The sequence below is a fragment of the Erwinia aeris genome (genome assembly GCF_041224955.1).
In the GTDB taxonomy this organism is placed as follows: domain Bacteria; phylum Pseudomonadota; class Gammaproteobacteria; order Enterobacterales; family Enterobacteriaceae; genus Erwinia; species Erwinia aeris.
The window spans coordinates 42,807-69,185 of record NZ_JBGFFX010000001.1 but is presented as its reverse complement, the minus strand read 5'-3'; the positions used below and the strand labels follow the sequence as shown (position 1 = coordinate 69,185).

The 26,379-nt window shown below is 56.0% G+C and carries 21 protein-coding genes; 8 read left to right on the top strand and 13 right to left on the bottom strand.

Translation table 11 applies throughout. The annotated features are described in order from the left end of the window. Positions 1 to 163: 163 nt before the first annotated feature. The 6 genes from otsA to AB6T85_RS00260 form a co-directional block, all read right to left on the bottom strand. Positions 164 to 1,588, bottom strand: coding sequence for an alpha,alpha-trehalose-phosphate synthase (gene otsA, locus AB6T85_RS00285; protein ID WP_253460644.1), 1,425 nt, complete (start codon positions 1,586 to 1,588; stop codon positions 164 to 166). Further along, positions 1,563 to 2,366 (bottom strand): trehalose-phosphatase, encoded by an 804-nt coding sequence (otsB, locus tag AB6T85_RS00280; RefSeq protein WP_253460640.1) that lies wholly within the window; start codon positions 2,364 to 2,366, stop codon positions 1,563 to 1,565. Before otsB ends, otsA begins: the two co-directional genes overlap by 26 nt. 427 nt (positions 2,367 to 2,793) lie before the next feature. Beyond that, a complete protein-coding gene (locus AB6T85_RS00275) occupies positions 2,794 to 3,966 on the bottom strand; it encodes an HD-GYP domain-containing protein (RefSeq protein WP_253460637.1) in 1,173 nt (390 codons plus the stop codon). Positions 3,967 to 4,179: 213 nt separating this feature from the next. Continuing rightward, entirely contained in the window at positions 4,180 to 4,431 is a 252-nt protein-coding gene (locus AB6T85_RS00270; RefSeq protein ID WP_253460634.1) for a hypothetical protein, read from the bottom strand. 115 nt (positions 4,432 to 4,546) lie between these two features. Next, positions 4,547 to 4,795: a regulatory protein YcgZ gene (gene ycgZ, locus AB6T85_RS00265; RefSeq protein ID WP_253460631.1), complete on the bottom strand. Its 249-nt coding sequence runs from the start codon at positions 4,793 to 4,795 to the stop codon at positions 4,547 to 4,549. A gap of 294 nt (positions 4,796 to 5,089) precedes the next feature. Further along, the gene (locus AB6T85_RS00260) at positions 5,090 to 6,004 is read right to left on the bottom strand and encodes a manganese catalase family protein (protein WP_253460628.1); all 915 of its coding nucleotides are present in this window, start codon (positions 6,002 to 6,004) and stop codon (positions 5,090 to 5,092) included. A 504-nt stretch (positions 6,005 to 6,508) separates the two neighbouring features. Between AB6T85_RS00260 and AB6T85_RS00255 the strand changes: the two genes are divergently transcribed. Both AB6T85_RS00255 and AB6T85_RS00250 read left to right on the top strand, forming a co-directional pair. Then, a complete protein-coding gene (locus AB6T85_RS00255) occupies positions 6,509 to 7,594 on the top strand; it encodes an aldo/keto reductase (RefSeq protein WP_253460625.1) in 1,086 nt (361 codons plus the stop codon). 215 nt (positions 7,595 to 7,809) lie between these two features. Then, complete coding sequence (locus AB6T85_RS00250) at positions 7,810 to 8,694, top strand: ROK family protein (protein ID WP_253460622.1); 885 nt, start codon at positions 7,810 to 7,812, stop codon at positions 8,692 to 8,694. A 137-nt stretch (positions 8,695 to 8,831) separates the two neighbouring features. On the opposite strand, the gene AB6T85_RS00245 is transcribed toward AB6T85_RS00250, so the two are convergent. Continuing rightward, complete coding sequence (locus AB6T85_RS00245; protein WP_253460619.1) at positions 8,832 to 9,524, bottom strand: DUF421 domain-containing protein; 693 nt, start codon at positions 9,522 to 9,524, stop codon at positions 8,832 to 8,834. A 365-nt stretch (positions 9,525 to 9,889) separates the two neighbouring features. On the opposite strand from AB6T85_RS00245, the gene umuD reads away from it, so the two are divergent. Further along, on the top strand, positions 9,890 to 10,324 hold the full coding sequence (gene umuD, locus AB6T85_RS00240) for a translesion error-prone DNA polymerase V autoproteolytic subunit (RefSeq protein WP_253460616.1): 435 nt from the start codon (positions 9,890 to 9,892) through the stop codon (positions 10,322 to 10,324). Then, the gene (gene umuC / locus AB6T85_RS00235; protein ID WP_369894555.1) at positions 10,308 to 11,570 is read left to right on the top strand and encodes a translesion error-prone DNA polymerase V subunit UmuC; all 1,263 of its coding nucleotides are present in this window, start codon (positions 10,308 to 10,310) and stop codon (positions 11,568 to 11,570) included. Before umuD ends, umuC begins: the two co-directional genes overlap by 17 nt. Here the strand turns inward: umuC and AB6T85_RS00230 are convergent. Next, positions 11,543 to 12,739, bottom strand: coding sequence for an MFS transporter (locus AB6T85_RS00230; protein WP_301252245.1), 1,197 nt, complete (start codon positions 12,737 to 12,739; stop codon positions 11,543 to 11,545). The two genes, umuC and AB6T85_RS00230, sit on opposite strands and share 28 nt — an antisense overlap. Positions 12,740 to 13,015: 276 nt before the next feature. Between AB6T85_RS00230 and AB6T85_RS00225 the strand changes: the two genes are divergently transcribed. Beyond that, the gene (locus tag AB6T85_RS00225; protein WP_253461292.1) at positions 13,016 to 13,900 is read left to right on the top strand and encodes a LysR family transcriptional regulator; all 885 of its coding nucleotides are present in this window, start codon (positions 13,016 to 13,018) and stop codon (positions 13,898 to 13,900) included. A 79-nt stretch (positions 13,901 to 13,979) separates the two neighbouring features. On the opposite strand, the gene hemB is transcribed toward AB6T85_RS00225, so the two are convergent. Further along, complete coding sequence (gene hemB / locus AB6T85_RS00220; protein ID WP_369894554.1) at positions 13,980 to 14,957, bottom strand: porphobilinogen synthase; 978 nt, start codon at positions 14,955 to 14,957, stop codon at positions 13,980 to 13,982. Between the two features lie 679 nt (positions 14,958 to 15,636). On the opposite strand from hemB, the gene AB6T85_RS00215 reads away from it, so the two are divergent. Next, the gene (locus tag AB6T85_RS00215) at positions 15,637 to 16,986 is read left to right on the top strand and encodes a cation:proton antiporter (protein ID WP_253460603.1); all 1,350 of its coding nucleotides are present in this window, start codon (positions 15,637 to 15,639) and stop codon (positions 16,984 to 16,986) included. Between the two features lie 3 nt (positions 16,987 to 16,989). Here the strand turns inward: AB6T85_RS00215 and AB6T85_RS00210 are convergent, their stop codons facing one another. Both AB6T85_RS00210 and AB6T85_RS00205 read right to left on the bottom strand, forming a co-directional pair. Beyond that, positions 16,990 to 17,988, bottom strand: a complete 999-nt coding sequence (locus AB6T85_RS00210) for a glycosyltransferase (RefSeq protein WP_369894553.1) — start codon at positions 17,986 to 17,988, stop codon at positions 16,990 to 16,992. Then, complete coding sequence (locus AB6T85_RS00205) at positions 17,985 to 19,514, bottom strand: lipopolysaccharide biosynthesis protein (RefSeq protein WP_253460597.1); 1,530 nt, start codon at positions 19,512 to 19,514, stop codon at positions 17,985 to 17,987. Before AB6T85_RS00205 ends, AB6T85_RS00210 begins: the two co-directional genes overlap by 4 nt. Positions 19,515 to 20,723: 1,209 nt before the next feature. Here AB6T85_RS00205 and AB6T85_RS00200 point away from each other — a divergent pair. Next, positions 20,724 to 22,898 (top strand): putative bifunctional diguanylate cyclase/phosphodiesterase, encoded by a 2,175-nt coding sequence (locus AB6T85_RS00200; protein ID WP_369894552.1) that lies wholly within the window; start codon positions 20,724 to 20,726, stop codon positions 22,896 to 22,898. A gap of 68 nt (positions 22,899 to 22,966) precedes the next feature. Here AB6T85_RS00200 and exaC read toward each other — a convergent pair whose 3' ends face one another. Next, positions 22,967 to 24,487, bottom strand: coding sequence for an acetaldehyde dehydrogenase ExaC (gene exaC / locus AB6T85_RS00195; RefSeq protein WP_369894551.1), 1,521 nt, complete (start codon positions 24,485 to 24,487; stop codon positions 22,967 to 22,969). Positions 24,488 to 24,640: 153 nt separating this feature from the next. Next, positions 24,641 to 25,351 (bottom strand): glutamine amidotransferase, encoded by a 711-nt coding sequence (locus AB6T85_RS00190; RefSeq protein WP_253460587.1) that lies wholly within the window; start codon positions 25,349 to 25,351, stop codon positions 24,641 to 24,643. A 123-nt stretch (positions 25,352 to 25,474) separates the two neighbouring features. On the opposite strand from AB6T85_RS00190, the gene AB6T85_RS00185 reads away from it, so the two are divergent. Continuing rightward, complete coding sequence (locus AB6T85_RS00185) at positions 25,475 to 26,362, top strand: DMT family transporter (RefSeq protein WP_253460585.1); 888 nt, start codon at positions 25,475 to 25,477, stop codon at positions 26,360 to 26,362. The last annotated feature ends 17 nt before the right edge of the window (positions 26,363 to 26,379 follow it).

Here is a 26,379-nt window from a genome sequence, read left to right as displayed (position 1 = left end):
TAGGTATCGGCACGCGCCTTGTTTTCTTTAGTAAAAAGTGATTTTTTTCCTTTTTTTCTTTCCGGTGGTCCTTTTAAGGCACTTTTTTGAGCAATACGGACTTAAAAAATTAAAAAAAAAGGGCGACCCACGGTCGCCCCTAAATTAACTGGCATGACTTATGCTAGACGGAGAGCGTCGCCGCTTTATCCGCCCCGCCCTGTGCCTGGCTACGTACCGGCAATGCCTGGAGATCTTTCAGATAGGATTTGCGCCAGTGCGTAATATCGTTCTTACGCAGCACGTCCATCATGTCGTTGTAGCGTGAGATACGCTCGTCCAGCGGCATGGTTAACGCTTGGTTCAGCGCGGCAGCCACTTCATCACGATCGTAAGGGTTAACGATAAGCGCGGAGGTCAGCTCGTTGGCCGCCCCGGCAAAGCGTGACAGCACCAGTACGCCAGGATCTTCCGGGTTCTGCGCGGCCACATACTCTTTTGCCACCAGGTTCATCCCGTCACGCAGCGGCGTCACCAGACCAATATCGGTCAGGCGGAAGATTTTCATCAGCAGGCGGCGATCGAAATGCTGGTTCAGGTAGTAAAGCGGCGTCCAGCCCAGCGTGCCGTATTTACCGTTAATGCGGCCTGCTTCCGTTTCCAGCTGATGACGAATATCCTGATAGGCCTGCACGTCGCCGCGCGAGGTTGGCGCAATTTGCGAATAACGGATTTTCCCACGATGCTCGGGGAAGTTTTCCAGCAGCGCTTCATAGGCAAGGAAACGCTCCGGCAGCCCTTTCGAGTAGTCCAGGCGCTCACAGGCAATAATGTTTTTGGCGTCGCCCAGATCGCGTTTCATCGCGGCCATCTTCGGCGGCAGCGGCCCTTCAGCCATCTCTTTAATGCTGTCCGGCTCAATGCCTATTGGATACACCTCGGTAGAGAACTGATTGCCGAACGCCACGTGCGTTTTGCCGTTGGTCTGCACGTTGGTCAGCAGCGCCAGTGACTCCAGGAACGCCATACGGTCGCTCTCTGTCTGGAAGCCCAGCAGATCGTAATCGCACATCATCTCCAGCAGCTCATTGTGCGGCGGCAGCGCGTTGAAGATTTCCGGCGTCGGGAAAGGAATATGCAGGAAGAAGCCGATGCGGTTTTTCACGCCCAGCTTGCGCAATGCGGCGGCGAACGGCAGCAGATGATAATCGTGGATCCACAGCACGTCGTCCGGCTCAATCAGCGGCAGCAGGCGTTTCGCCAGCATGGTGTTGACGTGACAGTAGCCATCCCAGGCCTCGCGCTGGAAGTTTACCAGGTCAAGGCGGTAGTGGAAGGCTGGCCAGACGACCGCATTGGAAAATTGCAGGTAATAAAGGTCGTAATCGTTTTGATTAAGGCCAAAAGAAGCGTAGGTGACGTTATCTTTTTCAAACAGATCCATCTCCTTGTCTTCTTCGCCGATCTCGTTGATTTCCCCATTCCAACCAAACCACAGGCCGCCGGTGGTTTTCAGCGCATCCATAATGCCAACGGTCAGTCCGCCCGCGCTGGTTTTTGACCCATCCGGTACGGCGATGCGGTTAGATACGACTACTAAGCGACTCATAACCTTGACTCCTTAATGACTTATCGTCTTGATCTAGTTTTAATAATGTTTGCTCAAGCCAGTGATAAACGGCCTCGACGTCAGCCAGGCGATAGCCCGCTTTTGTCTCACCTTCACCTACCTTGATTGCGATGCCGTCCAGGGCATTGACCGCTTCAAAACCTGCCTCATCGGTCAAATCATCACCTAAAAATACCGGCGTTCTGCCGGCAAAAGGGGCCTGCTGCATAAAATCGGCAATGGCGGCACCTTTACTGACGCCTTTCGGCTTTAGCTCTACCACGCATTTGCCTGGCTGTAGCGCCAGCTCGGGAAAGCGTTGGGTCATCGTTTCCGCCAGCGTCAGGATAGCCTGCTGATAGTGCGGTGCGCGGCGGTAGTGCAGCGCAAATGCCATGCCCTTCGTTTCCAGCTGCGTATCCGGCATCTTCGCCACGGCTTCGCTCAGCAGCGACGTCAATGAGGCAGAGACGTCGTCCGGCAGGGAAAGCCGCTCGGTATGCCCGGCTGCATCGCGACGCTCCGCGCCGTGCACGCCGGCCAGCGGAAAGCGCAAAGGCGCCACCAGCGCATCCAGCTCGCGCGTCGGACGGCCGGAAACCAGCGCCAGCGCGCCGTCGCTCAATTCGGCCAGGCGAGAAAGCGCGGCTTTGGCCGCAGCAGGGATAAAAACCTCTTCCGGGCGTGACTGGATAGCGGCCAGCGTGCCGTCCACATCAAAGAAAAAAGCGTAACGTCCTTCAGGCACTAAAGGGGGTACGGATTCCAGCGTATTCACAAATATTCCTCCTGATTATGTGTGCCACGGCGCTACGTCGGCCCAATGTCTGGACTGACGTTGGCGGAAACAGACGTCAGGTCTGCTTTGCCCACAACGCACGAGGAAAAAATTTTTGTCAGCGGATGTGGCGGAGCGAGAAAGAGGATGCGTTAGAGAGGGTATTCGGCGCTGATTCCTTCTGCATAATCTCTGCACGCCTCGTGCAGTCTGTCTCATCTCGTTGCCACATACGTAACAACATCAGCTATCAGTATAGTCACTGATAGCGGCTCTGCCAGACGTGCTGGCTCCGGGGCCGCTTGTTACGCCTCTAACATGGCAAATAATCGCGACAAAAACCCCAGGAGTAATACGAAATTGTGAAATTTTTGGTAGAAACAGGAAAGTTGGTGTTGAAATGTTAGCGTGCTGTTGTTCCTGCCCGTCAGGCGACGGGCGACATCCACAGCGTATTCAGGTTGTAATGGCTCCAGGTCTCCGCCTCTTCCGGCCCGGCAATACTGTCCCAACAGTAGCGATCGGCCAGATCGATCACTTCCGGCCGCAGCATATGATTGGCAGAAAGCGAATAGAACACGCAAACCCTGGGCAGCAGCAGCGAGCTTTCGCCCGGCTCAATCACCACGGCCACGCGACCGGAAGCCAGACGCACGATTGAGCCGACCGGATAGATGCCGACGGCTTTCACAAAGGCGTAAAAGATTTTGCGATCGAAATGCCCTTCCCAGCTGGCCATCTGGTGCATCGCGCTGGCCGGATTCCAGCCCGCTTTATAAGGACGATTGGAGGTGACGGCGTCATAGACGTCGCAAATCGCCGCCATGCGCGCCAGCTGGGAGATATCTTTGCCTTTCAGGCCGTGCGGGTAGCCGCTGCCGTTGATTTTTTCATGATGATGCAGCGCCACGTCCAGCACCGCTTCGTTTTCACCGCTGCGGCGCAGCAGATCCTCGCCCATGACCGGATGCTGTTTCATCACATCGAACTCATCGTCCGTGAGCTTGCCGGGCTTGTTGAGGATCTCCAGCGATACGCCCGCCTTGCCGACATCGTGCAGCAGGCCGGCCGTGCCTGCCAGGCGGGTCTGTTCATCATTGAGGTTAAGCTGGCGGGCGAGCGATACCATCAGCGCGCAGACCGCCACGGAGTGCAGGTAGGTATAATCATCGTGCGTTTTCAGCCGCACTACGCTCAGCAGCGCGGCCGGATGGCGGCTGAGGGAACCGCCGATTTCGTCCACCAGCGGCAGCGTGCTGCGGGTATCAATCGTTTTACCGAGGCGCGCATCGTTGAACATGCTCATCACTTCGCCTTTGGCATGCAAGCAGATCGCCTGCGCCTGCGCGATCTCTTCATGGATACCCGATACCCTGGGCAGGGCAAGCTGTTCGTGAAGCGGATCCTGACTGTCCGGGCCACGCCCTTTCTCCAGATCGATCCAGACTTCTTTTATGCCGCTTTCCACGATGACGTCAATCTGCTGCTGCGTGGTAAGCAGCATATGGTTACGCACGAGGGGATGCTTCAGCCAGAAAACTTCCAGCTTGTGCACGTACATGCCGGTGCGCAACTCGTGTATCTGAATTCTTATTATCATTTCCCCCCTCCTGCCCCTCCTGCCTTTTCCTCCAATCTGCACAGGTATCGGCGGCACGAAAAAAACCTTCAGCCATTGTCGCCGCTTATTTTGCTTTTTTCGATTTATTTACATTGCCCGGGGCAGGCTGTTCGCCAGCCTGAAAAGGTAAGTCGTTTTCAGGCTGGAAGGCGAAGAAGGCATTACGCCGTACGGAGGTCGGCTTCGGGAAGATTAGTGAATAACGTTGTCGTCGCTGGCGGAACGGCGATTCAGGGCTTCACCGGCGCTGACCTGAGCATGGCGAAGCTCTCTGATAGCGGCAAGGCAGGCTTTGCGGTGCTCTTCATCCGTTTGTCGGGCAGCCAGCGCGCGCAGTTCATTAATAAGCGAGGCAAGATTAAGCGGGCGCTGCTGCTCAAGAAGCGCCAGCGTGGCTTCTCCCAGCATCAGATCCCGTAATTTTTCAGAATGGCGATGGTCCATGGAAACTTCTCTGGCTTGTCTGCCGCGTGGATCGCTTTCCGCGTGGCAGGACGGAACGCCTGAACCCACGCGGAAAGAAAAAGCAGGTCGAACGAGCGGTGGGCTACGCGGGCGTTTAGCTTTCGCGACCGAACAGCATAGCAATCAGTTCGTGATGATGTTTTTCGAGGTCGGGCTCACTGACATCGGCCAGGCGGCTCAGCAGTTTTGCACAGATTGACTGGCGATTAACCGTCATGCCGGATTTTAAAATCTCCATCACTACCTCACCCAGCGTTTCCTGATGAGAAGGTACAGCAGCGTCATGGGCGCCGAAGTAGAGGCTCATGTCCGCGGTTTGTGTGTTGAAATTATCCTGACGCATAATGGATCCTCTTAAGCAGGTGAAAGAATGCCCGAAGGGGGTAACGTTTCTACCCTGTACAGCTTTTCAATTAATGTACAGTATCTTAAAAGTCTGGGGCGGATTTTTTTTGCAAAAAATGCTTTTTTGAGACATAAAAGGCGTTATTTGGTCACATTTTAGTTAATAACTAACAACCTTTTCTCAAAATATTTAGCCGGTTATAACAAAAACAGGAAATGACAGGCTTCAGGGCAAACTTGTACAAGCGCGAGTAAAAACGGGGGAGAACGGCTGTCTCCCCGCGATGACACCTTATTTTTTCGGTACGTTTACTGCAGATTTGCCTACGGTTTCGTTTTCGATTGGCCCTGATGCGCCAAGATCGGTGCCGGTGACCGGGTTCACCGTGGTATCGGAAGCGGTACGCAACGCCAGATTATCCAGCTCGGTTTTCTGATCGGACGGCAGCGTGATGCTGGCATAACCGTCGCCGCCATCTACCGCCGGTGCCGGATCGGCTACGTAAGTGAAGTTTTCGTCCGAGTTCCAGCTTCCACGCACCTCGCCGCCTTCTGACATATTGTAATAAACGTTCGAGTACTGCTCGATAGGCGGCAGCTTGCCGACCGGAAAGTTATTACGAATGGAATAAAGCGCCTTTTCAAAAGAGATCTGATGCGCAACTTCGCGGGTCATCAGAAAGCCTAACGCATCCTTAACACCCGGATCGTCCGTTACATTAATCAGGCGCTCATAGAGGATTTTAGCGCGCGCTTCGGCGGCGATATTAGAGCGCAGATCGGCTGTAGGTTCGCCGATGGTATCGATATAGGCTGCCGTCCACGGCACGCCGCCGGAGTTGGTCAGCGCCGGGCCGCCGCCATAAAGAATCGACGTCAGGTGGCTGTCGTTGCCGTTGCCGGTAATGGAGCGGTACAGCTCGCCCTCTTCTTCCGTGCCTTCGGCCAGCTTGCCTTTGGCGCCCTTGTTCAGCATCCCGACCAGCGAACCGATAATTTCCAGGTGGCTCAGCTCTTCGGTGGCAATATCCATCAGCATATCGCGACGGCCTTCGTCTTCGTCCGACAGGCCCTGGGTAAAGTAGCGGCAGGCCGCGGCCAGCTCGCCCTGTGGCCCGCCGAACTGTTCCAGCAGCAGGTTAGCCAGTCCGGGATTTGGCTCGGCAACGCGAACGGTATACTGCAATTTTTTTACGTGTCTGAACATAGCTCACTCCAGTCAGAAAAGGCTTCCGGCAATCTGCTCTGCGGCAGATCTCTCCGCTCTTTATTGCTGGTTTTCATACCTGAGTTATGGCGGCAGAAATAGATTACATGGGGTATTTCTGCTTGAGGATATTCAACGTCACTATTCAGGTTTAAAAACCTCGTTTAAAGCATAGTTTACTTTTTTCCCCTGCAAGGTATCTGAGCGGAAAGTAAAACGAATAAGATTAGTCCTGGGGTGTTAATTACGACCAGGGAAAAACAGAATTGCGTCCTGCCAGGCTAAATAGCTGTTTTAACCCGCCGTCTTAGCGAAATAATTATCATTAAGATTGCCATGCGAATTACGCAGCGATGATTGCTGCCGTATGGGATTTCTTATTTCGTGTTGGCCGGAATAAAACACCTGAATAATCTGCATTTGTACGAAATAGTTTCCGCGCGGCCTGGTCTGGTTTTTTGTGGTCTATGCTTGCCCTCGGGTTTTCATAGTGAGGAGAAAGCAATGAAGTACAGAAAACTGGGCCATTCCGGCCTGATGGTTTCTGAGCTGACGCTCGGGACGTTAACCTTTAACGGCCAGGCCGGCTTTGAAAAAACCGGTAACGTCGATGTTCGCCAGGCCCGCCGTTTTATTGAGATAGCGCTGGAACGAGGCGTCAATACCGTGGACACGGCCGACCTTTATTCCAAAGGCGGGGCGGAAGAAACGCTGGGCGAGGCGCTGGGTGGCAATCGTCAGCGCGTTATCCTGGCCACGAAAGCCCGCAGCCCGATGAGCGACGATCCTAACGACAGCGGCGCCACACGCTTTCATCTGATTAAGTCCTGCGAGAACAGCTTAAAGCGTCTGAAAACGGATCATATCGATCTCTATCAGATCCATAACTGGGACGGCGTGACGCCGGTGGAAGAGACGCTGCGCGCGCTGGAAGATCTGGTGAAAAGCGGCAAAATCCGCTATTTCGGCACCTCGAACTATACCGGCTGGCAGATGATGAAAACGCTGGGCTGCGCCGAGGTGAATCATCTGCTGAAGCCGGTAAGCCAGCAGATTTACTACACGCCGGAGTCGCGCGAGGCGGAGTTCGAGCTGCTGCCGATGGCGCTGGATCAGAATATCGGCACGCTAATTTGGGGGCCGATGGGCGAAGGTCTGCTGACCGGCACCGTACAGCGCAACGTGAAAACGCCAGCGACCTCCCGTCAGGGCAACGGCTGGCCGGAACCCTACGTGCACGATATGGAGCACGCTTACCGGGTTATCGACGTGCTGACCGAAGTGGGCAAAGAGCATAATGTATCGACCGCGCGGGTCTGCCTGGCCTGGCTGCTGACGCGTCCGGGCATCACGTCGCTGATTGTTGGCAACCGCACCGAACAGCATTTACAGGACAACCTGGCCGCAGCGGAGCTGACGCTGAGCGAAGCGCAGATCAAACGTATTGAGCAGGCGACGCGTCCTGCGCCGCGCTATCCGTACTGGCACCGTTTCACCAGCGGCATGGACAGACTGGATCCTGCGGAAAAAGTTTTTCTGGATGAGTATCAGCAAACGCTGGAAGAACGGAAAGATCTCGACCGTAAATAATCTTTTTGCGGCTAACGAACCCGGCTGACGGGTTCGTTTTCGCGTTTATCGTTGGCCCTTTTATATCTTGTTCACCTGCCTTTATATTCCGCCTTAATCCGTAGCCTCGCCCGTAATAAAAAACAGGCCGCCGCACTTTTGTTATCGCTGTCCGCACAACGCAACGGCGCAATTGGTCTGCGGCTATACTGATAAAAAAACAAAAGGAGAAGGATATGAAACTTGCCGTATTTGATATTGGCGGTACCTCGTTAAAAATGGGCGTTGTAACGGATAAAGGCGACATTCTGGCCAGTGATAAAGCGGATAACGAAGGATCGCGCGAGGCTATTCTGGGCGCTATCCTGGACTGGCTGGAAAAAAAACCCGGCTGCGAAGGCATTGCCGTTAGCGTGCCGGGCTATGTCGATCCGCACAACGGGTTTGTGTCGATGGGCGGCACGGTCAGGGCATTTGATGATTTCCACCTGAGTAAATGGCTGACGGAAAAAACCTCCCTGCCCGCCACCGTGGAAAACGACGCGCACTGCGCCCTGCTGGCCGAACGCTGGCTGGGTAAAGCACGCAATATGTCCGATTTTTTGATGATCACCATCGGCACCGGGCTGGGCGGCGCGGCCTTCTGCAACGACGCGCTGGTACGAGGCAAGCAGGATCGCGCCGGCGAGTTCGGCTGCCTGCTGGTGGCGCGTCCCGCTGGCGGCAGCGTCAGCCACTATACGATGGGCGACAACTGTACGATGACCGCGCTGCGCAAAAGCTATGCGCTGCACAGCGGGCGTGATGTGGACGAGGTCAGCGGCAAAGACGTTTTTTCCGGCTGGGATAATAAAGAGCCGGTCGCCACCAGGCTGGTCACCACCTTTTATCAGGATCTGTGCGCCGGCATTTATAACCTGGCGAACGTATTCGATCCCGAATGCATTTTTCTGGGCGGCGGCATCACCGAGCGCGAGGATTTTCTGGAGGAGGTGAAGTTTCATCTGGCCTGGTTCGGTAAAACCATCCCTGTGGATACGGCCACCTTCGGCAACGATTCCGGGATGTTAGGCGCGGCCTGGCACTTCCTGCAAAGTAACCAGCGCGATACCCACGGCTGACAGGCGTATCAACGCGCACGGGCGCCGTCGGCAAGGCTAAGCCCAGCAACATCGCTGGCGCCATTGGCAAGGCTATACCAATAATTCTGTCAGCGCTCGTTGGGCAGCCTGCCATTATGCTGGCTACGCCAGCCTCGCTAGCGCGCTCGTTGGGTGGTCAGCGCCAGCGACCAGAGATTGCGCTGGCAGCGGGGGCAACTCAGCTGCTGCTGCGCCTGTAGCCGCTGCGTTTCTCCGCAATGGTTGCAGGCGTAGAGGCCATCTGCGGGCACGCAGGTATAATCCTGCCGATGTTGAGGCGGCAGCACGGAAAGGCCCGGCCGCACTTCTTCGCGATCGTAGTAATAGGCGCTGATATCGCCGTCCAGCTCGATCAGCGCCAGCCGGATCTGACCCAGATGCTCCACGCCCTCCTGCCGCAGCTCCATAAAGAATTCGTCCTCAGAAATGTTCAGCCCGTCCAGGCTGTCCAGCACATACAGACCGTCCTGAATCAGTGTGATCACTTCGCCCTCCACCCATCGGGCGACCCGTGAGCTGCGTGCGGTCAGAAAAGTCGTAAAACGATAAAGTACCAGCAGCACCAGGAAAACCATCGCGACCGGCAGCACAGGCACATCATCATAAAAAGTGACGTCTCCTGAGGCCGATCCCAACGTCAGGATAATCACCAGCTCAAACAGCGACAGCTGGCGAATGCCGCGCCTGCCGGAAACTTTCAGAAAGAGAAAAACAACGATGTAGGCGAAGAGTACCCGAACCGCGACCTCGCCTAAAAAAGTAATGGAAAGATCGTTCAAGAAAAAGCGGTGCCAGTCGAAAGAAAACATAAGCGTGCGTGATTATCCCAAAGAAAAAAATGATAAGGCGTCAGTGGAAAAGTTGATATTTTATGACATTTTCCTGCGCAGAAAGCCATTATTAAGATGCATAAAACGAGGCTGGTGGCCCTGCATCCACGCTGGATTTTACTTAGCGCAAAAAAGAAATAAGCGGCTCTTATCCTTCTGCTCCGGCGCAACTATTATTCCCGCTGCAGTATAAGCTGCTTTATTAACCGGGGACGCACCTTTAAGAAAAAGCGAATAAATTCCTGTTATTACAATCTGTTGCCGGAAAGTTCCGATCAATGCCTTGCCTGCCGCCCGCATTCAGCGATACTGTATATAAACACAGTTAAACCGGAATAAGCATTATGCAGCCGATTTCCCCTGCTGAAATTATGGAAGATCTTTTTTTACCGCTGTTTATTGAGCGCGTACCCTGCGGCTTTCCCAGTCCGGCCCAGGATTATATTGAGGACCGTCTGGATTTGAATAAGCTGGTGCTGCGTCATCCCAGCGCCACCTATTTTATCAAAGTAAGCGGCGACTCGATGATTGAGGCCGGGATCGGCCATGACGATCTGCTGGTGGTCGATCGTTCGCTGACCGCAGAGCATGGCGATATCGTGGTAGCGGCCGTGGCCGGTGAATTTACCGTTAAAGAGCTACGCCTCCGCCCTTTTTTACAGCTGATGCCGCGCAATCGTCACTATTCTCCGATTACGTTTCACGATGCGGAAGAGCTGGAAATTTTTGGCGTGGTCACTTTTATTCTGAAATCCACCAAAAATGTTCGCGCTGGTTGACGTCAACAGCTTTTATACCTCCTGCGAAACGGTGTTCCGTCCCGATTTGCGCGGCAGGCCGGTGGTGGTCGTTTCCAACAACGACGGCTGTATTATTTCCCGATCGGCCGAGGCAAAAGCGCTGGGCATTAAAATGGGCGAACCTTATTTTAAAATTAAACAGGATCTCCAGCGTCAGCAGGTGCAGGTTTTCAGCTCAAACTATGCGCTGTATGCCGATCTCAGCCATCGGGTGATGACCCTGCTTGGCGAGCTGGCGCCTGCGAGCGAAATTTATTCTATTGACGAGGCTTTTCTGGATCTGACCGGCGTCAGCAACTGTCTCTCGCTGGAGGATTTTGGCCGCGACATCCGGCAGCAGGTGCTGAAAGCTACCGGCCTGACGGTCGGCGTCGGCATCGCGCCAACCAAAACGCTGGCCAAGCTTGCTAACTATGCGGCGAAGAAGTGGAGCAAAACCGGCGGCGTGGTCGATCTCTCCGATCCGGCGCGCCAGCGCAGGCTGCTGCCGCTGGTGCCGGTTGAAGAAGTCTGGGGCATTGGCCGTCGCGTCGGCAAGCGTTTGCAGCTGATGGGCATTAAAAACGCGCTGGATCTGGCCGACAGTTCCGTCCCCACCCTCCGCAAGCACTTCAGCGTGGTGATGGAGAGAACGGTGCGCGAGCTGCGCGGCGAATCCTGCCTGGCGTTAGAGGAAATGGCACCCGCTAAACAGCAGATCGTCTGTAGCCGCTCTTTCGGGCACCGCGTCACCGACTATCAGGATATGCATCAGGCGATCTGCGCCTGGGCCGAACGCGCGGCGGAAAAGCTGCGCGGCGAGAAACAATATTGCCGCTTTATCAGCGTTTTTATCCGCACCAGCCCGCACGACGACAACGGCACCGGCTATAACAACCAGGCCTCCGGCAGGCTGCTGCTGCCCTCGAACGATACGCGCGATATTATTCGGGTGGCGACCGAGGCGCTGGACCGTATCTGGCGCGAAGGCGAACGCTATATCAAAGCGGGCGTGATGCTGAGCGATTTTTACAGCGAAGGCGTGGCGCAGCTGGATCTGTTTGCCGAAACGCAGCCGAAGGCCAACAGCGCGGCGTTAATGACCGCCATTGATACGCTGAACCGCTCCGGCAAAGGGAAAGTCTGGTTTGCCGGCCAGGGCATTGAGAAAAGCTGGTCGATGAAGCGGGAGATGCTCTCTCCCGCCTGGACCACGCGCTACAGCGATTTGCCGACGGCGAAGTAAAACCAGCGACGGGCCAGCCCGGCAAACAGCGCCGACAGCACCAGCAGCGCCAGGCCGAAGGCGAACGGACTCCACCAGCCGGCCGCGTCAAACAGCAGGCCGCCCAGCCCCGCGCCAAGCGTGATCGCCATCTGGATCACCGCCACCATCAGGCCGCCGCCCGCTTCGGCATCGTCGGGCAGCGCGCGGCTTAGCCACAGCCCCCACGCCACCGGCGCAGGCGTCGCTACCAGCCCCCAAAGCGCCAGCAGCACGCCGGTCAGCAGCAGAGAATGCCCCAGCGCGATCAGCAAGGCGGCCAGCAGCGCCATGCCGAGCGGAATGGCGATCAGATAAGCGTAGAGGCGGCGCTCAAGCAGCGTACCGATAAGCCAGGTGCCGATGAGTCCCGCCCCGCCCAGCAACAGCAGCAGCAAAGAGAGCTGGTTGACGTTGGCGCCGGTAACGGTTTCCATAAACGGGCGCAGATAGGTAAAAATGCCAAACTGCCCCATAAACAGAAACATAATGCCCGCCATGCCCAGCGCCACGGGCGGCCGAACAAGCAGGCGCAGCGGGTTGGCGGCTTTGTTGCGGCCGTTGCCGGGCAATGATGGAATGCTGCGCCATTGCCAGATAAAGGCGATAACGGCCAGCGGCACCACCATAAAGAACGCCCCGCGCCAGCCAATATACTGCCCAAGAAAACTGCCCAACGGCGCGGCGACGGTAGCGGCCAGCGCGTTACCGCCGTTGATCAGCGCCAGGCCCTTCGCTACCGCGTGAGCAGGCACAAGGCGCATCACCGTCGCCGTCGACATCGACCAGAAGCCGCCAATGGCGATCCCCAACAGCGCCCTGCCGACCATAAACATCAGGCCATTGGTCGAAAAGGTTACCGTCAGCCCGGAAAGCGTCAGCAGCAGCGTAAAGGCGATCAGCACTTTTTTACGATCGAAACGCCCGGTCAGCGGCGTGTTAAGCAGGCTGGTGAGCACGGCAAAAAAACCGCTGACGGAAATTGCCTGTCCGGCGTGGCCCTGACTGATCCCTAACCCCTGCGCGATGGGCGTCAGCAGGCTGACCGGCATAAATTCTGAGGCGATCAGCACCACTACGCCAAGCGCCATCGAAAAGACGGCGCCCCAGGCAGGGTGATGACGAGATTGTTCCGCTACAGCACTATTCATGAACGATTCCGATATTATTAACACTTGCGCTATTTTGCACGCTGGCCGGGTTAATGATTAGACGGGCGTAATCGCATGTAATTGTGAATTTTTTGCATCAATCAACGAACGCAAAGCCTCAAAGACCCGTGAGCACGCATAAAGAGCGGCACTGCAGGGCTTTGGAGTTTTGTGCGCCGCAGGCAGGCGAAGCGGTAAAAGAGATAGAGTAATGCGATCGGATGGGGTAATTTTTACGCGCTTGTGAAATTTAATCAGCAATTCTGCGTGGATACTATGAACGATATCGTGGCCTTTCTGGCCGTTGCCCGGGCGCAAAGCTTTACCAAAGCCGCCGCCGGTCTTGGCGTCAGCCCTTCGGCGCTGAGCCATACCATTCGCAATCTGGAAGAACGGCTGGGCGTGCGCCTGCTGGCGCGCACCACGCGCAACGTTGCGCCTACCGAAGCCGGCGAGCGTCTGTTGCAGTCGGTTGGGCCGCTTTTCGATCAGATTAACAGCGAAATTGACAGCATTGGCGAGCTGCGCCATACGCCTGCCGGTAATATTCGCATCACCTGCTCAGACGACGCGGCGGAAAATTTGCTGCGGCCGATACTGCCCGCGTTTTTCAACACCTATCCTGATATCAGCGTAGAGATCTGCATTGATTACGGCTTTACCAATATTGTCAGCGAGCGTTTTGATGCCGGTATTCGTTTAGGCGAATCGATCAGCCGGGATATGATCGCCGTGCGCCTCGGGCCGGACTGGCGTCTGTCCGTGGTCGGCGCGCCGGACTATTTCCGCCGCAATCCACACCCTGTCGTTCCGCAGGATCTGACCGCCCATCGCTGTATTAATATCCGGCATTCGGTCGGCGGCAGTATTTACGCCTGGGAATTTGAAAAAGACGGGAAAAAACTGAATATCAAGGCCAACGGCCCGCTGTTGTGCAACAGCAATATTCATATCCTGAACGGCGCGCTGGACGGTATCGGCCTGGCCTGCATCCCGGATTTTATGGCGAAACCCCATATTGAGGCGGGTCGGCTGGTAGAGGTACTGGCGGACTGGTGCCCGACGTTTGAAGGATTTCATCTTTATTATCCCAACCGTCGCAACACTTCTTCGGCGTTTTCCGCCTTTGTGGAAGCGGTCAGGTATCGCGGGCCGCGCTGAGATGCGTTTATCCGGGCAGAACAGGTAAAACCCGCCCTGCCCGGTGATTAGCCATACTGGCTAAAATGAAGCGCTACGGTTACAGCAGGTTTTTCTCGGCCAGATCCAGCGCAAAGTAGCTGAAGATCAGATCGGCGCCCGCACGCTTGATGGCGCCCAGGCTTTCCAGCACCACTTCGCGCTCGTTGATCGCCCCCGCCTGCGCGGCGAACTTCAGCATTGCGTACTCGCCGCTGACCTGGTAGGCCGCCAGCGGCAGCTCGGTACGTTCGCGCACGTCACGGATGATATCCAGATAGGCACCCGCTGGTTTTACCATCAGCGCGTCCGCGCCTTCAGCCTGGTCGATTAACGACTCGCGGATCGCTTCGCGGCGGTTCATCGGGTTCATCTGATAGGTTTTGCGATCGCCCTTCAGCGAGGTGCCTGCCGCTTCACGGAACGGGCCATAGAAGGAAGAGGCGAACTTGGTGGAGTAGGACATGATAGCCGTATCGGTAAAGCCCGCTTCATCCAGCGCGTGGCGGATAGCCGCGACCTGACCATCCATCGCGGCGGAAGGCGCGATAAAGTCGGCACCCGCGCGCGCGGCGGCAACCGCCTGCTTGCCCAGGTTAATCAGCGTGGCGTCGTTGTCCACGCCATGATCGTGCAGCACGCCGCAGTGCCCGTGCGAGGTGTATTCGCAAAAACAGGTATCGGACATAACGATCATTTCCGGGACGGTCTCTTTACAGATACGGGACATGCGCGAAACCAGCCCGTTTTCCTGCCAGGTATCGCTGCCGTCGGCGTCGGTATGATGAGAGATGCCGAAGGTCATTACCGAACGGATGCCCGCTTTCGCGATGCGCTCGATCTCATAGGCCAGACGTTTTTCCGGAATACGCATCACGCCAGGCATGGCCTGAATCGCTTTATAGTCGTCCAGACCCTCTTCAACAAAGATCGGCAGCGCCAGATCGTTAATGCTGAGCGATGTTTCCTGAAACAGCGAGCGGAAGGAAGACGTTTGACGCAGGCGTCGTGGACGAAGAATTGGGGATAGAGTCGACAAAACAACCTCGGTTTAGCAGATAGTCAGCGGCAGAGAGGCGCCGCAGGGATAAAAAGAAAGTCCGTTAACAGTATACCCACAGGCGCTTTCTGACAATGTCTGTCGCTTTTCTTCACTGGCGAACGGCACAGAATGCCTGGGTTGTTATCCGCGACGCCGCCTCTGTTGGCCGCGCTGAAATAAGTAACAGACAGGCGGTAATCCTGGTGAGAATTTTCATGATCGGACGCCATGACATCCTGAAATTTTGCCCGGCCTTGTAAAGCCTCTGGCCGCTAACGCTAATCGTTTTTCGGGTGTGGTTCAGCACTCAGTCATTTTGTGGGCTTATCAGTTCAGGCACGGCAAATGAAGGCGGACAAAAAGCAGCCCCAGCCCTGAGCCATAACGCTCATCCCGGAAATTGCAGTTCCAGACGGACGTTGCGCAGAACTGGCGCTAAAGACGTTTCGCCACGGACGGGTTTCCGCCTGACGGCCCATTTGCGCAAGCGCCCCTTTTTTTAGGTCTATACTCAGTGAGCCAGGTATATGATTTAAGTAGACAATTTGCTGTCACCGGGAAAAGGGAAACCTTAAATTTATAATATATATGCTTGTTTTTGTTGTATTTTTTTCTGTGGCGCTTTGCATGTTAAGTCAGCGTCCATATCACCCCTGACGACTATGGAGGCGTATCGATGGATTTTCTTGGCTGGACAGCCGCAACGGGCGGGCTTTTATTACTGATGTCGCTGGCATCAGGCTGGATCAATCGCGGCCCGATCACCACGTTTTCTCTCTACCTGATTGCCGGCGTAATTTGTGGCCCCTGGGTGCTGGATCTGCTGCATATCGATATTGCCGCTCATGCCGAACTGACCGCTCACCTTACCGAGATCGCAATGGCGGCCTCGCTGTTTATCACCGGGCTGAAACTCAGGCTGCCGTTCCGGCATCAGGGCTGGCGGCTGGGGATGCGGCTGGCTTTCCCCGGCATGCTGCTGACCGTGCTGGGTATGTCGCTGGCGGCACACTATCTGGTCGGCCTTTCCTGGCCGTTTGCCATCGCCTTTAGCGCCATCGTCGCGCCGACCGATCCCGTACTGGCCAGCCTGATTTCCGTCAACGATGCCCGCGATGACGACAACCTGCGCGTGTCGCTCTCCAGCGAGGCCGGGATGAACGACGGCACCGCCCTGCCGCTGCTGATGCTGGCGGTGACGCTGCTGACCACGCAGCAGGAAATGACGCTGGATCTTTTCCGCCACTGGGCGTTAAAGGACGTGCTCTGGGGGATCACCGGCGGGCTGGGCATCGGCTTTGTGTTTGGCCGCTTTGTCGGCCAGTACGTCACGCACCTGCGCTACGCGCATAAAGATGTCGCCCCGAATGATTTCCTGGCGCTGGCGCTGATTGCGCTGAGCTATGCGGCGGCTCAGGCGCTGGACGCCTCCGGCTTCCTGGCCGCTTTTGCCGCTGGCGTGGGTCTGCGTCGGGCGGAAGTCAACGTTATCCGCCGCCAGCCTGCCGATGCGTTTGACGACAGCGACCATCGCCCACCGGCGGAGGTGCTGGTCAATCCGCATATCCGTCATGAATCTCTTGATCCGGATCCGGCGCGCTCGGTAGGCCTGGTCGTCGGCGATGCGCTGTCGTTCGGTGATACCGTGGAACGCCTGTTTGCGGCCGGCATTATTATCGTGCTGGGCGTGACGCTGGCGCATCACTGGGATCCGGACGGGCTGCTGATGGCGCTGGTGCTGTTTGTATTTATCCGCCCTGCGGCAGTATGGCTCGGCACGACAGGCATTAAAGTGCCGTGGCAGCAGAAGATGATTATCGGCTGGCTGGGGATCAGGGGGATTGGCAGTATCAACTATATTGCCTGGGCCTATACGCACGGCGTGGCGGGCGAAGAGATGACGCGCATGGCGAATATCGCCTTTACGTTAATCGTTGCCAGCGTCATCGTGCATGGGATTTCGGTCACGCCGCTGCTCAACTGGCGGCAGGCCAAAATAGCCGCCGCCAAAGAGCAGGACGAATAAGCGTTATAACGCGCTGGAGAGTTTTTTCTTACAGTAGACCAGGCTGCTGTAAAGCGGGTTCAGATACCAGATAACCATCAGTTTGATATTGTTTCGCGTCAGTTGGCGTACCAGCGCGTTTACCCTGGGCTGGTACTCCTTCGGCACGGTCATATCATGCTCGCGCAACATTTTCAGGCAGCCGCTCATCACCGGAAAATAGTAATCATCCACCAGCGAACGTTCCACCGGCACGTTGGCGGCGCGGATAGCCTCTTCGGTACCTTCACGAGCGATAAAGTAGTTCTTCACCCAGGAAAAATCGCGCGTACGGACGGAAAGCGACGTCGTGGTATAGCGCTTAAAGTAGTAGGCTTCTGGCGTCACGAAAACCTGTTTTGCCTGCAAATAGAGGGTAAACATAAAAGGCGCGTCTTCGTGATTCTGGATCGGCAGAAAGCGGCTTTTGGTCCGGACAATCAGCTCGCGAGAGATAATGCTGGACCAGAGCACGCGATGCGCGGAGCCGCTGCTGTTCAACTGCTGAATAAAGGCCGTGCCGCCGCTGTACACCCCTTTCAGGTTACGGGCGTGCGTGATCTCAGGCTTGCGCTCTGCCACCGGCACGTCCATAAACATTTTGGCGGCGAAGCAGAACATCTCCAGCTCCGGACAGGCGCGCTTTTCACGCAGGAAGTCGGCAAACAGCGTCGGGCCGGTGAGATCGTCGGCATCCATAAAGTAGATGAAGTCGCCGGTGGCCAGCTCCAGCCCTTTATTCCTGGCGGCGCTGACGCCGCCGTGCGCGTTACGCACCAGCTGAATACGCGGATCGCGCTGGCAATACGCTTCAATCAGCCGATCGGTACCGTCGGTCGAGCCATCGTCGATAATAATAATCTGCTGCGGTACTACCGTTTGTTGCAGCAGCGAATCAACAGCCTCGCTCAGATCGGCCCGGCCATTATAGACGGGCATAATCACGGACAGCGTAGGCTGCGCCAGATCGTCCTGGTTACTCATCTTTCACCTCGCAGGTTCAGCCGACGGAAAGTTACATTTTTAAGGTAGTCGCCTACTTTACTGTGCAGCAGGCAGCAGATAACCAGGTTCACAAAACCAATCAGCCCCAGGTAGAGCAGGTTCAGCCAGCGGTTATCGTTCCACTCGAAAGGGATCGACAGCGTAAGGAAGGTCACGCAGGCGGAAACGGCCCAGATCAGCAGCACGTCGCGGGTCAGCCACTGCATATGGATCGTCGGCGCAAACTTCCTGTGCACAATCCATGACCAGACCAGCAGGTAGAAAATGTTTTGCGCAACCCACACGATACCGGTACCCAGCGCGCCATAGTGGATGGCCGCAAAAATATTCAGCGGGATCAGGATAATGGCAAACAGCGTAAAGCCTTTCATATGCAGCGACAGGTTGCCGTTCACATACTGCAAATTATAAAGCAGGCCGACAATCGCCTGCACGCCGCTGCCCAGCGCATACAGCGTCATTACCAGCGACATCTGCTCGCCAATCTGCGCGTTCTGCGTCCAGGCCCAAATCAGCTGGGTTGGATAGAAAGCGATGGTCAGGCTGAGCGGCGCCATAAAGATGCTTACCGCCTGGGTTGTCCAGCGATACAGCTTCAGCGTTTCCTGCTCGCCGTTCTCGCTCTTGGTACGCATCCCCGTCATGCGCGGCACAATCGCCTGCATAATCGGGCTGCTGAGCATCACGATGCCGGTTGCCGCCGTCGCCACCACGGTAAAGGAACCGTAGGTCGCCAGCGGCAGCGTTTTGGACAGCACCAGACGGTCAATCTGCGAAATAAACGTCCAGATGGCGCTGGAAAAAGCCGCGCCGACGGCAAAGCGCAGGAAAGGCTTCAGCACGCCTTTCAGGTTATCCACCCTGGTGTTGCGATCGCTTTTAGGCACCAGCTGGTAGGATTTGCGAATGCAGAAGAAGGCCTCGCCCAGTGAAATCAACAGCTGCCAGCAGAAGAAGAAGATGACCGGGTTCGACGCGAAACGAATAACGAACACCGCGCCAAAGGTGCGCAGCGTAATCACCACCAGGTTCAGCGCGTTCAGCCAGACCTGATGTTCATAGCCGACAATTACGCTGCGATAAGGCCCGATACGCCAGCGGATAGCGGCGGTCAGCACCATGATGCCGACGGCAATCACCAAATCCTGATGCGGGATAGTTTTCGCATGCAGCCAGTGCGAGGCGACATAAGGCGAGGCGAACCAGCCCATCACCACCAGCACGGCGGAAGAGATCAGAAAGAACTTACCCAGCGTAGCGAACAGCGAGGGAAACCACGGGTTTTGCTCCCGATCGGCGCGATAGCGGGCCGCCTCACGCAGCAGCGTGGTGGAAATCCCCACGTCCAGCAGCTGTAGCCAGGTCAACAGGATCGAGAAAAAGCCGATAAGGCCGTAAATCTCCATGCCCAGTTGATGAATATATAAGGGTACGACCAGTATCCCGGCAAGCGTGATATAAATCTGACCGACATAATTCGCAACCGCATTACGCTTAATCGACATAATCTCTTCTATCGTGCTCGGTTTATCATTTATCAATAACGCAGACTAACAAATCGCTGCCCGAACTACATCCGGGAAATAGTCTTAAAAGCGCGATGCGCGGTGCCCGAAGCCACGCCTGAATAGTACCGCCCGGCAACAGGTTGTTATAAAAGAATGCGGCAAGCTTGTATCTTTAACGTCCAATACAGGCTATTAAAAAAATAGTAAATCTGAGATAAAAAAGGCTGAACAATCATTATCCGCTTTTTACATTCTGCCGGGCCATTTTTATCTGGAGCGATGTCGTGAGCATGGCGAAAGTCATGGCCGACAAGGTTTAGCGGGTGGCCCTGATGCTGAGACAGGCTTTTAGTTTCTTCTGGCCCTTGCCGGCTGCCCGACGCGGCAGCCTCGTCCGCCAACAGAAAAAGGCGGCTTATGGATAGCGAAAAGCTGCGCGGAGTGAAGCCTGAAGCCAACCGGCAGCGCGCGCAAATTCAGCCTCTGGCGAAAAATCCCCCCAATCGGCCCTAATGGGGATCCTGCCCTGTCATAAGCGCGGACAGTTAACCCGTTTTCAGCTCACGCTTCCACCGGCTTATTTTCTATTCGGACCAATGAATGCTGAGCGCTTTAAGGCACAGAAAAACCGATGCTAACTCAATCGTTATTTTTTATGCCTCGTTTTATTAATTAGTTTAAAAAAACCTGGACGACCGTGATAAAAAAACACACCAATACGATTAAAGATAAAAATAAATATCATCTTCTTTACTATTTTACCCGCATAAAATAAAAATGACCTGAATAAGAAAATAAAAATGTGAATCAGCTTGTTGTAGGATAGCGATAATAAAAATCACTACTCTTTTAGTTTAAGCGCCGTATCCGTGCTTTTCCCTGCCGTTTTCGAGGGTGTTTGCCCGCCATGCGAAAATTTTCAACCTGCTGTTTTTACTGTGATTTTATCAAAATAACGGTTTTATCCCTGCCAGGAGCTGGCCTGGCGCAACCGTGATGGGGCGCATAAAAAGCGCGGTCGGCCGTCTCTTTTTCCGCTGTTTCTGCCACAGAGAGGCAGGCTGCCACGACTAACGTGACAGAGATCACATTCAATTTTCTGACGCATAATTCCGCCTCTGCCACCTCAGCCAACCGCGGCCGGGATTTATGCTAGCCTCAAAGTAGAGGGAGTGTTGCCGTCCTGAGAGTGGGTTGATAAAAAACATGAAAATATCAGAGAGTTTTCGCAGCCATTTTATCCGCGAAGTGCTTATACCTTTGGTGCTGGTGTTATTAATTATTTTTACTGCGGCAACGTTTACGGTCTGGTGGGCCACCGCGAAAACCAATCGCGACGCCGCTCACCAGCAGCAGCAGATTATCGAGACTTCGCTGACGCAAAGCCTGACGGAAATGATCAAACAGAATCGCAGCCTGGCGCTGTGGCAGCCGCTTGGCCGTCGTCTGGATCGCGCGCTACAGGATACGCCCTGGCTGAACCAGAACGTCGGCACCTGGCTGTCGACCATGTTCGGCCACCAGCTTATCTATATTCTTGATGAGGAAGATCGGCCGGTGTATCGCTGGGAGTGGGATAAAAACGTCCCTGTGGCGCAGTTCGAACATCTGCGTCAGCCGATCAATGAGCTATCGGCACGGCTTAAAACCCCTTTTGCCAGCGGCGGACACGCCGAAGCGATCGACTTTACCCTGATCGATAAACGGCCCGCTGCGCTCGCCATCAGCATTATTGACGACGGCTACGGCGGCAGCGGGCGTTTTCGGCTGGTGAGCGTAAAATATCTGGACGCCAGCTATCTCAATTCCCTCTCTCAACGCAGCCTGCTGCACGATCTGTACTACGCCGACGGCAAGCCGATGAAAACGGGCGCTAACTATTTATTAAAAAATCACCTCGGCGACGCGCTGGGCTATATCAGCTGGCGCCCGGCCGCGCCCGGCACGCAAATGTTTCAGGTTATCGGCCCGGTCGGGCTGGCAATGGTGCTGATTATCACGCTGATCTGCGGAGTGATGATCCGCCGCCTGTGGCTGTCCTCGCTCAAGCTCTCACAGTCGCTGCTTCAGCTGAGCGCCAGCGAGGCGCAGGCGCAGCATCTGGCTTTCCACGACGTGCTGACCGGCCTGCCTAATCGCGCGCTGGTTGAGGAACGGCTGACGCAGGCGCTGGGCAAGCTGAACCGCAGTCCTGAACATGTCGCGCTGCTGCTGCTGGATCTCGACCGTTTTAAACAGGTTAATGACACCTATGGGCACCATGCGGGAGACGAGCTGATTATCGACGTGGGGCATCGCCTTAGTCAGGAGGTCAGAGAAGCCGATACCGTAGGCCGGCTTGGCGGCGACGAATTTGTGGTTATCGTGGAAGGGATCACCGCGTTCAGCGATATTCAGAAGCTGTGCGAGCGGATCATTGCCTCGCTGGCGCGGCCTTTTACGCTGCTGGGCAGTGAAACCTGGATAGGCGTCAGTATTGGCGTGGCGATGGCGCCTCAGGATGCGAGCGATCGGCTGGAAATGATGCGTAAAGCGGATATCGCGCTGTACGAGGCCAAAAGCCAGGGGCGCGGTCAGTATCGCGTGTTTGATAACTCGATGGATGAACAGGTCAAAACGCGCCAGCTGATTGCGGCTGATTTACGCGCCGCGCTGCAAAACAAGCGCGATCTGGCCGTTTACTATCAGCCGCTGATGGATATTTCCGGGCAGCAAGTCGTGGGTCTGGAAGCGCTGATGCGCTGGCATCATCCGCAGCGCGGCGTGATTTCGCCCGGCGAATTTATTCCGCTGGCGGAGGAAATGGGCCTGATTATCCAGATTGGCGAATGGGTGCTGCGTGAAGCCTGCCGCGTGTCGCTGGCGTGGCCCGATATCTCCATGGCTATTAATGTCTCCCCTTTACAGTTTCGTTCAGCGGGCTTTGTGGAGCGGTTTAAAGCCATCGTCCAGCAGGAAAAAACGCTGCCTTCCCGTATTGAGCTGGAAATTACCGAAGGCGTGCTGATTGAAGATGAGAAAGGCGCGCAGGAGATTATGCGCGCGCTGCGTGAAGCGGGTTTCCGTATCGCGCTGGATGATTTCGGCACGGGCTACTCCAGCCTGAATTACCTGAGTCATTTCTCGGTGGATAAAATCAAAATCGACCGCTCCTTTACCCAGTCGCTGGGCGTGACGGAGAACTCAACCGCCATCATCGAATCGGTGGTAAGACTGGGCCAGGCAATGGGGCTGACCGTAACCGCAGAAGGCGTGGAAACCAACAGCCAGATGGCGGCGCTGGCGGAGGCGGGTTGTAATGAGCTACAGGGCTACCTTTTTTCGCAGGCCGTATCGGAACAGGAAATTGCTGCGCTGCTGGCTCCCGATAAAGCCAGCTAACGCAGCGTGACAACGTCACCTTCTTATTGACGCCGCGCCCGTTCATTAACGACGCGCGGCGCAGGATGTTAAAAGAAACCCAGCGGTTCGGTGCTGTAGCTGACCAGCAGGTTTTTGGTTTGCTGATAGTGATCGAGCATCATTTTATGCGTTTCCCGCCCGATGCCGGACTTTTTGTAGCCGCCAAACGCCGCGTGTGCCGGATACAGATGATAGCAGTTGGTCCAGACGCGCCCTGCCTTAATCGCCCTGCCGACCCGATAAGCGCGGTTGATATCGCGCGTCCAGACGCCCGCGCCCAGCCCATAGATCGAGTCGTTGGCAATGGCGATGGCTTCCGCCTCATCTTTAAAGGTCGTGACGCCTACAACAGGCCCGAAAATCTCCTCCTGGAACACGCGCATACTGTTGTTGCCCTTGAGCAGCGTGGGCTGAATGTAATAGCCGCCGGCCAGATCGTCGTCCAGCTTCTCCACGCCGCCGCCGGTCAGCACCTCTGCGCCTTCCTGCCGCGCAATGTCCAGATAAGAGAGAATTTTATCAAACTGCTGCTGCGAAGCCTGCGCGCCGATCATGGTGTCGGTATCCATAGGATCGCCGCGCCTGATGGTTTTAATTCTTTTTAATACCGCTTCCATAAAGGGCGCATAAATGGATTCCTGCACCAGCGCGCGCGAAGGACAGGTGCATACCTCGCCCTGATTCAGAAAGCCCAGCACCACGCCTTCCGCCGCTTTCTCTATAAAAGAAGGCTCGGCCTGCATGATGTCCTCAAAGAAGATGTTCGGTGACTTGCCGCCCAGCTCAACCGTTGAAGGAATAAGGTTTTTCGCCGCCAGCTCCAGGATATGGCCGCCGGTAGCGGTAGAGCCGGTAAAGGCGATTTTGGCGATGCGCGGATTGCCCGCCAGCGCCTCGCCCGCTTCACGACCAAAGCCATGCACTACGTTCAGCACGCCTTTCGGCAGCAGGTCGGCGATCAGCTCGACAAACAGCGTGATTGACAGCGGCGTCTGCTCCGCCGGTTTCAGCACCACACAGTTGCCCGCGCCGAGCGCCGGTGCCAGCTTCCAGGCCGCCATCAGCAGTGGAAAGTTCCACGGGATAATCTGGCCGACCACGCCCAGCGGTTCGTGAAAATGGTAGGCGGCGGTAAACTCGTCGATTTCCGCCGCCGTGCCTTCCTGCGCGCGCAGGCAGCCCGCGAAATAGCGAAAATGATCGACCGCCAACGGCAGATCCGCCGCCAGCGTCTCGCGTACCGGTTTGCCATTGTCCCAGCTTTCGTTGACGGCCAGATATTCCAGCTTCTCTTCCAGCCGATCGGCGATTTTCAGCAGCGTCAGCGAACGCGACTGGACGGAAGTTTTGCCCCAGGCTTCTGCCGCCGCGTGCGCCGCATCGATGGCGTTTTCAACATCCACCTTATCTGAACGAGGGAACTCGCCGATCGTCGAGCCGTTAACCGGTGACGTATTGGTAAAGTAATTACCGTTTACCGGTGCAACAAACTCGCCGTTGATAAAATTGCCGTAGTGCGATTTCAGCACGATTAAGGAATCCTGACTGCCCGGATATGCGTAGCGCATGATCGTCTCTCCGCGATAATTAACAATTAAACAACTTGAAATTAACATTAACAGAACAGGAGAAATTGACAGCCGGGCCGGGCGGAAAGTGTGACCGCGCCGAAAGGAAAGCGCTAAAGCGAGGAAAGAGGACGGCAAAGCCGCCCCGTTGCGTCAGGCGAGGCGCGCTATCGCGCGCGGCTGCTGACAAAAATTCTGCAAAAGCCGCAGCGGCCAGCTGGGTTCGGGGAGCGCTTCGCCAGCGGCTTCGGGCCTTGAGCTGTTTTGCTGACAGGCCGCCATAATCGCCGACGTAAACTCGGGATGGAACTGCACCGAGAGCGCCTGTGGGCTGTAGCGAACGATCTGACACGGATCCATCACGGAAGAGGCCAGCACCCGCGCACCGGTCGGCGGTCGCAGCACCGACTGACGATGGGAAAGCCACGCGGAAAACTGCCCCGGCAGCGCGCCCAGCAATACATCTTCAGCGCCCTCTTCGTGACGGGTGATCTGCTGCACTCCCCCTTCCCAGCCACGCGGATTATCGCCCACCTTGCCGCCCAGCGCATAAGCCATGAGCTGATGACCATAGCAGACGCCCAGCAGCGGCAGCTGATGATCCATAGCGCTGCGTATCCAGGCGGCCGTACGCTCGCTCCACTCCGCATGATCGGTGACCATCGCCCAGGAGCCGGAGAGAATGGCCCCCGACAGCAAAGCGGGATCGGGCAGCGCTTCGCCCAGATCGGGACGCACGATCAGCCAGGCATCCGGCTGTAAACCCGCAGCGGCGATAAACCAGTGCTGCTGCTCGCCCACCTGCGCCATGACGCCCGCAGGTGGCGTTTCAAACTGGATAATAGCGAAAGGAAGCGCGTTCATTGTCTGGCAATCTCCTTATGCGGCTGATTCGGAATCTTACAAGAAAAAAGGGCCTTCACGCTTAACATCATGGCGATTCGTGCCATCATAGGCTAATGATTAAACACACTAAAGGATTGCGTTGTGGCTGTACGTCATTTTTTCCTGATTTTGCTGGTGGTCACCACCTGGGCTTTCAATAACGTTGCGGTAAAATGGGGGCTTGGCGAGGTGCCGCCGCTGTTTCTGACGCTGATGCGCTTTGTGGTGGTGGCGCTGATCCTGGTTCCTTTTACCCGCGTTACGCGTGAACAGCTGCGCTATCTGGTGCCGCTGGCCTTTACCTTTGGCTTTATGCACTTCTCGCTGCTGTTTCTCGGCCTGAAATATACCGACGCGGGCACAGGCGCCATCGTGGTGCAGCTGGGTACGCCTTTCGCGATGATCCTGGCGATGATTTTTTTGCAGGAAAAACTGTCGCTGGTACAGATGTTGGGCATCGCCATTTCGCTGAGCGGCGTGGTGGTACTGGCGGGCAGCCCGACCATTCCAACATGGTGGGTGCTGTGCCTGCTGCTTTGCAGCGCGGTGGGCTGGGCCGTCAGCAACCTTATCGTGAAGAAATCCCCGTCGATCAAGCCGCTTACCATGACCGGCTGGCTCTCTTTTCTGGCGATCCCCATCGTGGGCCTCTCGTCCTTCTTTATGGAAAGCGGCCAGCTGACCAGCCTGGTTAACGCTTCATGGCGAGGCTGGTTCGCGATTTTGTACAGCGCAATCTGCTCTTCCATCGTCGCCTATTCGCTGTGGTATGGCCTGCTGCGCACCTATAACGTCAATCTGATTATGCCCTATTCGCTGCTGACGCCGGTGCTGTCGGTGATTATGGGCGTGCTGGTGCTGGGCGACAGCATGAATATCTTTAAGGTTTTCGGCTCGCTGCTGGTGGTGGCCGGCACGGCGATTGCGGTGATCAACCTGCGCAACCTGAGGATGCACGCCCGCCTGCCAAAGCTGAAGCGGCTGCGCTAGCGACCGCCGATCTTCAT

What these genes read in the sequence shown, in the direction of transcription:
- otsA (WP_253460644.1), bottom strand. Translation starts at nt 1,588, where the DNA reads ATGAGTCGCTTAGTAGTCGTATCTAACCGCATCGCCGTACCGGATGGG.
- AB6T85_RS00275 (WP_253460637.1), bottom strand. Translation starts at nt 3,966, where the DNA reads ATGATAATAAGAATTCAGATACACGAGTTGCGCACCGGCATGTACGTG.
- AB6T85_RS00270 (WP_253460634.1), bottom strand. Translation starts at nt 4,431, where the DNA reads ATGGACCATCGCCATTCTGAAAAATTACGGGATCTGATGCTGGGAGAA.
- ycgZ (WP_253460631.1), bottom strand. Translation starts at nt 4,795, where the DNA reads ATGCGTCAGGATAATTTCAACACACAAACCGCGGACATGAGCCTCTAC.
- AB6T85_RS00260 (WP_253460628.1), bottom strand. Translation starts at nt 6,004, where the DNA reads ATGTTCAGACACGTAAAAAAATTGCAGTATACCGTTCGCGTTGCCGAG.
- AB6T85_RS00255 (WP_253460625.1), top strand. Translation starts at nt 6,509, where the DNA reads ATGAAGTACAGAAAACTGGGCCATTCCGGCCTGATGGTTTCTGAGCTG.
- AB6T85_RS00250 (WP_253460622.1), top strand. Translation starts at nt 7,810, where the DNA reads ATGAAACTTGCCGTATTTGATATTGGCGGTACCTCGTTAAAAATGGGC.
- AB6T85_RS00245 (WP_253460619.1), bottom strand. Translation starts at nt 9,524, where the DNA reads ATGTTTTCTTTCGACTGGCACCGCTTTTTCTTGAACGATCTTTCCATT.
- umuD (WP_253460616.1), top strand. Translation starts at nt 9,890, where the DNA reads ATGCAGCCGATTTCCCCTGCTGAAATTATGGAAGATCTTTTTTTACCG.
- umuC (WP_369894555.1), top strand. Translation starts at nt 10,308, where the DNA reads ATGTTCGCGCTGGTTGACGTCAACAGCTTTTATACCTCCTGCGAAACG.
- AB6T85_RS00230 (WP_301252245.1), bottom strand. Translation starts at nt 12,739, where the DNA reads ATGAATAGTGCTGTAGCGGAACAATCTCGTCATCACCCTGCCTGGGGC.
- AB6T85_RS00225 (WP_253461292.1), top strand. Translation starts at nt 13,016, where the DNA reads ATGAACGATATCGTGGCCTTTCTGGCCGTTGCCCGGGCGCAAAGCTTT.
- AB6T85_RS00215 (WP_253460603.1), top strand. Translation starts at nt 15,637, where the DNA reads ATGGATTTTCTTGGCTGGACAGCCGCAACGGGCGGGCTTTTATTACTG.
- AB6T85_RS00210 (WP_369894553.1), bottom strand. Translation starts at nt 17,988, where the DNA reads ATGAGTAACCAGGACGATCTGGCGCAGCCTACGCTGTCCGTGATTATG.
- AB6T85_RS00205 (WP_253460597.1), bottom strand. Translation starts at nt 19,514, where the DNA reads ATGTCGATTAAGCGTAATGCGGTTGCGAATTATGTCGGTCAGATTTAT.
- AB6T85_RS00200 (WP_369894552.1), top strand. Translation starts at nt 20,724, where the DNA reads ATGAAAATATCAGAGAGTTTTCGCAGCCATTTTATCCGCGAAGTGCTT.
- exaC (WP_369894551.1), bottom strand. Translation starts at nt 24,487, where the DNA reads ATGCGCTACGCATATCCGGGCAGTCAGGATTCCTTAATCGTGCTGAAA.
- AB6T85_RS00190 (WP_253460587.1), bottom strand. Translation starts at nt 25,351, where the DNA reads ATGAACGCGCTTCCTTTCGCTATTATCCAGTTTGAAACGCCACCTGCG.